Below are 2,008 nucleotides of genomic sequence, written 5' to 3' on the forward strand. Positions count from 1 at the left end.
TCCCATGATTTGAAGTTCACATTCGTTGTGAAAATCGTGCTACGTTTTTCATAACGTGCATCAATGAGCTGGAAAAACAGTTTCGCATCCTCTGGATCGATTGGTAAATAACCAATTTCATCAATGATTAATAATTTATATTTCGTATAATGTTTTAAACGGCTCTCTAAGCGGTTTTCTAAACGGGCTTTCTTTAGATTCTGAATTAAATCATGACACTTAATAAAATAAGTACTTGTTCGCTTTTTAGCTGCCGTAATGCCGATTGCTGTGGCCAGGTGGGTCTTACCGACACCACTTGGACCAAGGAATACAATATTCTCATTTTCTTCGATGAAACGAAGGCTTTGAAAATCGAGTATTTGTTGTTGGCTAATGTTTGGCTGAAAATCAAAGTTAAAGTCCTTTATCTCCTTTAAATGTGGAAACGCAGCGACTTTCACCATCGCATGAATCATATTATGCTCACGTACATCGATTTCATAGTTTGTCAATTTTATAAGTGTATCGATAAAAGAAAGTTCATTTTTAATACTAAAGTCGATGACTTCATTCAAATGGATGCCCATCTGCTTTAATTTTAAATACGCTAAGTTTTGCTGTAGTTGCTGATAATTTGTACTCATTAATGAATTCATTTATACATTTCTCCAATCGCTGCTAAATTCCGTTTCGCTAAATCGTTAATATCAGGGTATTCAGGCATGGCCTTTGTCATCAATTCACGATAATGCGCCTCTTGATAATTTAGTTTTGCTTCACTTATTTTGTGTTGCGCGATTAATTCCATGTTATAATAAATCCATAATTGATCATCATACACTTGTAGTCCTGCTTTTTTTCCTTGATACCCCGGTGGTACGGAGTATTGATTGGACTTGTAGGAAATCATGCTCGATGCATTGACTTTTACCAGTGTATAATCAATCTTGTAGGAATCTCTTACTCGTTCAGTTGGTAGCTGGAGTAATTGATTCTTTTCTTTTTGCCATTCTAAAATCGGGATTTTATTGGTCCCTTGATGAACTTCATGGTTAATACGATTACATAGTTTTTCAATATAGGCTTGTAATTCAACTATAGTAAACTTCCCTTGATAGGCATGGATTTCATCCAATAACTTCATCGTTGTCTCAACTTTTCCTTTTGTTCGTGGACGACCTGCTACACAAGGCTTCACCTTAAATCCGAAATCTCTCGCAAATTGCGTAAACTTCGTATTCACTTTTCCCGCAAAATGTTCTGTTCGTGCTTCATCCATCACGGTTTTCATATTGTCAGTAATGAGTTCTTCTGGTACACCACCCATTTTTTCAAACGTATCAGTTAAGAAAGAAAATAAAACTGCCTGCGATTTGGAAATACTCATGTAGAAGAACCGCATACGAGAATAGCTCAGCACTAACACGGCTACATTAATCTCCACCTGTTCACCATCACTTGTTTCATAAACAATACTTTCTTTCCAATCCAACTGTGCTTGTTTGCCCATACGTGTTTCATAACGAATACCGCTATGCAAAGAAGATAAGCGTTCATCTTTCTCAAAGTAAGCCTTAAATTCTGGTGTATTGGCAATATAGGTACGGAATGTAGATTGTCCACACTCTAAACCATGGTTGTCTTTTAAATACTGCCAAAGATTGCGTCGATAATAAAATACCTGCTTAGAATCTTCTGATAAGAGGCTGGCAATAATCGGATAAAACTCATCAATTTTAGATGGCTTATTCCGCTTTGTTTTTGGTATAAAGCCATTTAGATATTTATCGATTGTTCGTCGATCTACGCCCATATCCCTTGCTAATTTACTTTTATTAATCTTCATGTTTAAACGCTCCATTACTTGTTTAAAATTTGCTAAATCTGAAAGACTATTAATTTTAAATTCTGTCTCAATCTCAAATTGAATATGCATACTAACACCTCGGTATTAGTATGAAATGAAAGAGCATTTTTGTACATAGTTATTCAAGCAGGAATGTACATATTTAAATTAGCATTTATA

2 protein-coding genes are annotated in these 2,008 nt (G+C 35.2%); both read right to left on the bottom strand.

Annotation, left to right across the window (positions count from 1 at the left end; translation table 11 throughout):
* Positions 1-626 (bottom strand): IS21-like element helper ATPase IstB (gene istB / locus C7Y47_RS24510; protein ID WP_142511125.1); only part of this gene is annotated, 626 nt, incomplete at its 3' end.
* An 8-nt stretch (positions 627-634) separates the two neighbouring features.
* Entirely contained in the window at positions 635-1,918 is a 1,284-nt protein-coding gene (gene istA, locus C7Y47_RS24515; RefSeq protein ID WP_142511124.1) for an IS21 family transposase, read from the bottom strand.
* Positions 1,919-2,008 lie beyond the last annotated feature (90 nt).

This window comes from Lysinibacillus sphaericus (genome assembly GCF_006864135.1).
Taxonomy (GTDB): domain Bacteria; phylum Bacillota; class Bacilli; order Bacillales_A; family Planococcaceae; genus Lysinibacillus.